This is a genomic window from Streptomyces sp. NPDC056296, assembly GCF_042268605.1.
Taxonomy (GTDB): Bacteria; Actinomycetota; Actinomycetes; order Streptomycetales; family Streptomycetaceae; genus Streptomyces.
Map to the genome: position 1 here is coordinate 1 of NZ_JBHJRX010000122.1, position 6,905 is coordinate 6,905.

A 6,905-nucleotide genomic window follows, 5' to 3' on the forward strand; every position below is an offset into this window, starting at 1 on the left:
GGCTCCATCACTACAATCACCACCGCCCCCACACCGCAACCGGCGGCAAACCACCCGTCACCAGGTTGACCAACGTCCCTGGGCAGTACACCTAGTACTGCGCCCGCCGAAGCACCGGGTGGGGCCTTAGCGCAGGGCGTGGCGGATCCTCAAGCGTCCGTATCCCATGGCCCCGGAGATCCGAATCGTCGGCCCGCCTGGCCGGGAACGCCGCGGGACCGTGTAGCGCAGGTCCTTCCATCCCGTGCTCAAGCCTTCGACGTCGACCACCGCGTCCCGGGGCACCGTGATCCGGGCCCCGCCGGTTCCCAGTTGCAGCTTGATGTCGACGACCGGGTGCTCGATGATCGCCCGGGACAGGTCCAGGCGCACCCGTCCATACGCCGACCCGACCTTGAGGACACGAGGCACCCGCCACGCGCCACGCCGCTTGATCCGTCCCCCGGCTGCGGCGATCGTGGCCGTGCTTCCCGGTTGCTCCTCCGGGAGCGAGACCAGAGCGGACGCGAGTTCGCCCTGCGTCCTGGCGCTGAGCACCTGGTGAAGGCGCTCGTCCAACACCTCGTGTGGGATGAGTCCTTCCGCGTACGCCTCCTGCAGGCGTCGCACGGCTGCCTCGCGGTCGTCTTCGCCGATCAGTGACGGCGATTCTTCCGGTAAGGAGGTCACGGGTTTACCGTACTGCCGAGTTGGTGAGGTGAAGCCGTCAAGGCAGGCCCGGAGGGCGGGGCGCCACCCGTCCCGCAAACCCCCCCTTTGCGTATGCGTCTTGGTGGTCCATTGCGCAACGCGTGATGCGGGTCACGCGAATTGCGTCTCGCGATGTGGGACGCGAGGTCGGGTCGATGCCTGATCGGGCGTCCGAACGGTGCTGGTGTGACCGCCCGGACTCGACTTAGGGCACGCTGAGGGCACGTAGCCCCCTGATTGGACTAGACAACAAGTAAGGCCCGGGTCGATGACCTGGGCCTTCTTCATGGAGCGGGTGACGAGAATCGAACTCGCGCTCTCAGCTTGGGAAGCTGATGTTCTACCATTAAACTACACCCGCGTAAGACGCCGACCATGTCGGTGCCTGGACGCTCGCTCACTCTACCTCATCGCTGGCCCCCGGCGTTCGCGCCGTGGGGCCGGTGCGCGTTTCGGCGGGAGTGATGCGGCTGCGGGGGGCCGGAGTTGAGGCGTACGGTGGGCGCGTGGGCGAGGGGTCGGGAGGGGCCGGAGTGCCGCCTGGAGAGTCGTCTCTTTGATCCCGTACTGTGGCTTTTGTCGTCAGGGTAGTAAGCCAGACGCGGCTCTTGGGGAAGGGACTTGAAGGACTTGATGGATCGCACCGTCCTCCGCTGTGCCGATGGGCACGTGTTCACCGCCGCCTCGTTCCCGATGCAGCAGGCCGAGCGACTCGGCCCCGGTCGGCTCGTCCGATGTCCGCGGTGTGCGCGGCTGCGGAGTGCCGTGCCGGTGGGGTCGGAGAAGCGGTAGCCGGCCTCCCCGCCGGGAGACCTCAGTAGGACCCAGTCAGTAGGAACCAGTCGGTAGACCCAGTAGGACCCAGTAGGACCGGGCGCGTGGGGTGGCGGCGATTGTCGCTGCTCCGCGCGCCTTGCGTATCCTCGGTGCGTGCTTCTCTCAGACAAGGACATCCGGGCCGAGATCGATTCCGGGCGCGTCCGCATCGATCCCTTCGACGACTCCATGGTGCAGCCGTCGAGTATCGACGTGCGCCTCGACCGCTACTTCCGGGTGTTCGAGAATCACCGGTACCCGCACATCGACCCCTCCGTCGAGCAGGTGGACCTCACCCGGCTCGTGGAGCCGGAGGGGGACGAGCCGTTCATCCTGCATCCCGGCGAGTTCGTGCTGGCCAGCACGTACGAGGTCGTCTCGCTGCCCGACGATCTCGCCTCGCGGCTGGAGGGGAAGAGCTCGCTGGGACGGCTGGGGCTCGTCACGCACTCCACCGCCGGGTTCATCGACCCCGGGTTCTCGGGCCACGTGACGCTCGAACTCAGCAATCTCGCGACCCTGCCCATCAAGCTGTGGCCGGGGATGAAGATCGGGCAGCTGTGCCTGTTCCGGCTCACGTCGCCGGCCGAGCACCCGTACGGGAGCGAGCGGTACGGGTCCCGTTACCAGGGGCAGCGGGGGCCGACCGCCTCCCGGTCCTTCATGAACTTCCATCGGACCCAGGTATGAGCCGGGTATGAGCAGCGAGAACGCAGGCGGGACGCGAGTATGAGTGACGTTCGGGAGAATCTGACCTACGAGCAGTTCGGCGTCGCCGTGCGGGAGCTCGCGCAGGCCGTCGCCGACGACGGGTACGAGCCGGACATAGTGCTCTCCATCGCCCGTGGCGGGGTCTTCGTGGCCGGCGGGCTGGCGTACGCGCTCGACTGCAAGAACATCCACCTGGTGAACGTCGAGTTCTACACCGGGGTCGGGACCACGCTCGAGATGCCGGTCATGCTCGCGCCCGTGCCCAACGTCATCGACTTCTCCCGGAAGAAGGTCCTCATCACCGACGACGTCGCCGACACCGGCAAGACGCTCAAGCTGGTGCGGGACTTCTGCCTGGACACCGTCGCCGAGGTCCGCAGCGCCGTGGTCTATGAGAAGTCCCACTCGCTCGTCCAGTGCGAGTACGTGTGGAAGCGGACCGACGAGTGGATCAACTTCCCGTGGAGCGTTCAGCCTCCCGTCGTGCGGCGGGCCGGGCAGGTGCTCGACGCCTGATTCCGGCGGACGGAAGAACCTCGAAGGGCCCCCGGCGTCGCGCCGGGGGTCCTTCGCGTGCCGGGCACACCGTCAGAACGTGCCCAGCTTCACGATCGACAGCAGCGCGATCAGCTGGATCGCCGACGCGCCGAGCGCCTTCGGCCAGGGCAGGTCGTGGGAGCGGCCGACCATCAGGGTCAGCAGGGCGCCGGCCGCGACCCACGTGGCCCAGCCGAGGATCTGGACGAAGGGCGCGTCGCCGCCGGCGAACATGGCGACGATCAGACGCGGGGCGTCCGTGATCGACATGATCAGCATGGAGAGGCCGACCGTGGGCTGCCACGCGCCGTCGCCGCCGAGCTGGCGGGCCAGGGTGTGGGTGACCACGCCCAGGACGAACGCGCTCAGGACCATCGCCACGGCCGTGGTCAGGACGATCGGGACCGCGTTCGAGAGGGTGGCGTTGATCGCCTCCTCGCGCGCGCCGTCGAAGCCGAAGACCGCCAGCAGGCCGTAGAGGAAGGTCACGATGAGCGCCGGGGCCCACATCGCGTAGTCCCGCATCTGGAGGAAGGTCTGGTTGGGGGCGAGGACGACGCCCTTCAGCAGGGCCTTCCAGTGCAGGCGGGGGCCGACCGGGCCGGGCGGCGGGGCGGAGCCGGCGCGGTAGGTCTCACCCTGGTTGTAGGGGTCGTCGCCGACCGTGAACGCCTGGGTGTGGCCGGGGTTGTTGGCCGCGTACGGGTCGTGCGGGGCCTGACCGCCGTGCTGGCCGCCCTGGGGGTAGCCGCCGTCGCCGAAGTACTCCGGCTCACCGTGCCCTCCGCCGTGCGGCTGCGGCCACGGTGAGCCACCGGCGCCGGGGCCGCCACCCCCGTACGGCTGCTGCGGGTACGGCTGCCGAGGCGTCGCGGGACCGCCGTACGACGGTCCCTGGGGCGCCTGCTGTCCGTACGGAGGGTGTTGCGGTCGCGCGTTGGGAGCGCCGTTGTTCCGGCCGCGTCCGATCCTGAATCCAGCCACGCCTTCGAACGTACCTGGTCCCGGAGAGTGACGTGCGTGGCCCGGCCTTTCGGGGGGCCCTTTGCTGCCGAGCTGTGACATCCCTTACGGGGGTTGACCGGGGCGTCCCCTAGGGGGCACGGACAACCCAACGGCCCCCGACCCGCTCGGGGTCAGGGGCCGTCGTGCCTCGGGCCGCGGGCCCGGGCCGGTTACCGGGCCGCGGGCCCGGGCCGGTACCGGGCTGCGGGCCCGGGCCGGTTACTTCACCGGCTCCGGCGTCGGCTCGCTCTCCGTCTCCGGCTCGCCCGCCGGGTCGGCCGGGGTCTTGACGGAGTCCAGCAGGAGCTGGGCTACGTCGACGACCTGGATGGACTCCTTGGCCTTGCCGTCGTTCTTCTTGCCGTTGACCGAGTCCGTGAGCATGACCAGGCAGAACGGGCAGGCCGTCGACACGATGTCGGGGTTGACCGACAGCGCCTCGTCCACGCGCTCGTTGTTGATGCGCTTGCCGATCCGCTCCTCCATCCACATCCGCGCGCCACCGGCGCCGCAGCAGAAGCCGCGCTCCTTGTGGCGGTGCATCTCCTCGTTCCGGATGCCCGGGACGCTGGCGATGATCTCGCGCGGAGGCGTGTAGATCTTGTTGTGGCGGCCCAGGTAGCACGGGTCGTGGTACGTGATGATGCCCTCGACCGGCGTCACCGGGAGCAGCTTGCCCTCGTCCACCAGGTGCTGGAGCAGCTGGGTGTGGTGGATGACCTCGTAGTCGCCGCCGAGCTGTGGGTACTCGTTGCCGAGGGTGTTGAGGCAGTGCGGGCAGGTGGCGACGATCTTCTTCGCCGACTTCGGCTTCGCCGACTCCGGCACCACCTTGCCGTCCTCGTCCATCTCCTCGCCGAAGGCGGCGTTGAGGGACATGACGTTCTCCATGCCGAGCTCCTGGAACAGGGGCTCGTTGCCGAGGCGGCGGGCGGAGTCACCGGTGCACTTCTCGTCGCCGCCCATGATCGCGAACTTGACGCCCGCGATGTGGAGGAGTTCGGCGAAGGCCTTGGTGGTCTTCTTGGCGCGGTCCTCCAGGGCGCCGGCGCAGCCGACCCAGTAGAGGTACTCGACCTCGGTGAGGTCCTCGATGTCCTTGGCGACGACCGGGACCTCGAAGTCGAGCTCTTTGAGCCACTCCAGGCGCTGCTTCTTCGCCAGGCCCCAGGGGTTGCCCTTCTTCTCCAGGTTCTTGAGCATCGTGCCCGCCTCGGACGGGAACGCCGACTCGATCATCACCTGGTAGCGGCGCATGTCGACGATGTGGTCGACGTGCTCGATGTCCACCGGGCACTGCTCGACGCAGGCGCCGCAGGTGGTGCAGGACCACAGGACGTCCGGGTCGATGACGCCGTTCTCTTCGAGGGTGCCGATCAGCGGGCGCTCGGCCTCCGCGAGGGCGGCGGCGGGGACTCCCGCCAGCTGCTCCTCGGACGCCTTCTCCTCGCCCTCCATCGTCTTGCCGCCGCCGGCCAGCAGGTAGGGGGCCTTGGCGTGCGCGTGGTCGCGCAGGGACATGATCAGGAGCTTGGGGGAGAGCGGCTTGCCGGTGTTCCAGGCGGGGCACTGCGACTGGCAGCGGCCGCACTCGGTGCAGGTGGAGAAGTCGAGCAGGCCCTTCCAGGAGAACTGCTCGACCTGGGAGACGCCGAAGACGTCGTCGTCGCCCGGGTCGGTGAAGTCGATCGGCTTGCCGCCCGACGTCATAGGCAGCAGGGCGCCCAGCGCGGTGCCACCCTTCGCGTCGCGCTTGAACCAGATGTTCGGGAAGGCGAGGAAGCGGTGCCAGGCGACGCCCATGTCGGTCTTCAGGGCGACCGTGATCATCCAGATGAAGGAGGTCGCGATCTTCAGGCCGGCGAAGAGGTAGACGAGGTTCTGGAGCGTGGAGACGTCCAGGTCCTGGAGCGCGGAGACGACCGGGTACGAGATGAAGAACGACGCCTCGTAGCCGTCCACGTGGTGGAGGGCGCCCTCCAGGGCGTGCAGCATGAAGATGCAGACGCCGACGATGAGGATGACGGCCTCGACGAAGTACGCCTGGCCGAAGTTGGAGCCGGCGAAGCGGGACTTGCGGCCCGGCTTGTTCGGCTTGCTCAGCTGGCGGATCCCGATCAGGACCAGGATGCCGAGCACCGTCATCGTGCCGATGAACTCGACGAAGACGTTGTACGGCGCCCAGTCGCCGATGACCGGCAGGATCCAGTCGGCCTCGAACAGCTGGCCGATCGCATTGACGATCGTCAGCAGCAGGGAGAAGAAGCCCACCGCCACGAACCAGTGCGCCACCCCGACGATGCCCCAGCGGTTCATCCGGGTGTGGCCGAGGAACTCCCTGACCACGGTGATGGTGCGCTGTGCGGGTTCGTTGGTCCGCGTGCCGGCCGGTACGGGCTGGCCGAGCCGCATGGAGTTGTAGATCTGCAGGACGGCGCGGCCGAACAGTGCGACGCCGACCACGATCAGGACCAGCGACACGATGATCGCGGCGAGTTGCATTTGGGGGCTCCTCGGGCCTGCGAGGTTGCGAGGGGGCGGTATTCGGTATTACTAAGCGGTAACTTATTCAGTTCGTCTGAGAGTACCCCCATCCTCCGCCGCACTGTAGCCGGACGTGCGGTGATCTGCGTCGCTGAGGCAACCCTGACCGCCGGGCCCGGCTGCTGGGGGCGGATGTCTCGCTGAGTCGGACGCGCCCGGGCGCGCCATTCGTCGCAAATCATGATATTCGGCTTGTTTCGGGCATAGGTTGTGCCCGTGCTCTACGGGATCATCGCCGCCACCGCCTCCTTTCTCCTCGCCGCCCTGCTCACCGCGCTGCTGAGGGCGCCCGCCCTGCGCCTCGCCCTCGTCGACCGGCGACGCCAGCGGCCCGTCCCCCTGCTCGGCGGCGTGGCCGTCGTCCTCGTCACCGGGCTGGTCGCGTGGGCCGGGGACTTGACCGGTGTCGTGCCGCTGGGATCGCTGGTCGGCCGGCTGCTGGTGGCCGGCACCGTCGTCGGCGCGCTCGGCCTGGCCGCCGACGTGTGGCGGCTGCGGCGGCGGTGGCTGCTCGCCGGTACGGCCGTCGCGGCGGCGTGCGTGGTGCCGTACGAGGTGACCGGGCCGGTGGCCGGGGCGCTCGCCGTGGGCTGGATCACGGT

General features: G+C 68.8%; 5 protein-coding genes, 1 tRNA gene and 1 pseudogene. 3 read left to right on the forward strand and 4 right to left on the reverse strand.

The features are described from left to right. Positions 1–126: 126 nt before the first annotated feature. The gene (locus ACFCZF_RS40530) at positions 127–669 is read right to left on the reverse strand and encodes a DUF1707 domain-containing protein (RefSeq protein ID WP_376675935.1); all 543 of its coding nucleotides are present in this window, start codon (positions 667–669) and stop codon (positions 127–129) included. A gap of 308 nt (positions 670–977) precedes the next feature. Beyond that, a tRNA-Gly gene (locus ACFCZF_RS40535) sits at positions 978–1,051 on the reverse strand. Positions 1,052–1,620: 569 nt separating this feature from the next. On the opposite strand from ACFCZF_RS40535, the gene dcd reads away from it, so the two are divergent. Together dcd and ACFCZF_RS40545 are read left to right on the forward strand one after the other, a co-directional pair. Then, on the forward strand, positions 1,621–2,196 hold the full coding sequence (gene dcd, locus ACFCZF_RS40540) for a dCTP deaminase (protein ID WP_375911015.1): 576 nt from the start codon (positions 1,621–1,623) through the stop codon (positions 2,194–2,196). Between the two features lie 39 nt (positions 2,197–2,235). Beyond that, the gene (locus ACFCZF_RS40545; RefSeq protein ID WP_376675936.1) at positions 2,236–2,733 is read left to right on the forward strand and encodes a phosphoribosyltransferase; all 498 of its coding nucleotides are present in this window, start codon (positions 2,236–2,238) and stop codon (positions 2,731–2,733) included. A gap of 72 nt (positions 2,734–2,805) precedes the next feature. On the opposite strand, the gene ACFCZF_RS40550 is transcribed toward ACFCZF_RS40545, so the two are convergent. Both ACFCZF_RS40550 and ACFCZF_RS40555 read right to left on the reverse strand, forming a co-directional pair. Further along, on the reverse strand, positions 2,806–3,819 hold the full coding sequence (locus ACFCZF_RS40550) for a YIP1 family protein (RefSeq protein ID WP_376675937.1): 1,014 nt from the start codon (positions 3,817–3,819) through the stop codon (positions 2,806–2,808). A gap of 159 nt (positions 3,820–3,978) precedes the next feature. Next, on the reverse strand, positions 3,979–6,261 hold the full coding sequence (locus ACFCZF_RS40555) for a (Fe-S)-binding protein (protein ID WP_376675938.1): 2,283 nt from the start codon (positions 6,259–6,261) through the stop codon (positions 3,979–3,981). 258 nt (positions 6,262–6,519) lie between these two features. Here ACFCZF_RS40555 and ACFCZF_RS40560 point away from each other — a divergent pair. Further along, positions 6,520–6,905: pseudogene (locus tag ACFCZF_RS40560) on the forward strand (undecaprenyl/decaprenyl-phosphate alpha-N-acetylglucosaminyl 1-phosphate transferase); the annotation flags it as partial.

Excerpts from the sequence above, each read along its gene's own strand:
- ACFCZF_RS40545 (WP_376675936.1), top strand. The coding sequence starts at position 2,236 with ATGAGTGACGTTCGGGAGAATCTGACCTACGAGCAGTTCGGCGTCGCC.
- ACFCZF_RS40550 (WP_376675937.1), bottom strand. The coding sequence starts at position 3,819 with ATGTCACAGCTCGGCAGCAAAGGGCCCCCCGAAAGGCCGGGCCACGCA.
- ACFCZF_RS40555 (WP_376675938.1), bottom strand. The coding sequence starts at position 6,261 with ATGCAACTCGCCGCGATCATCGTGTCGCTGGTCCTGATCGTGGTCGGC.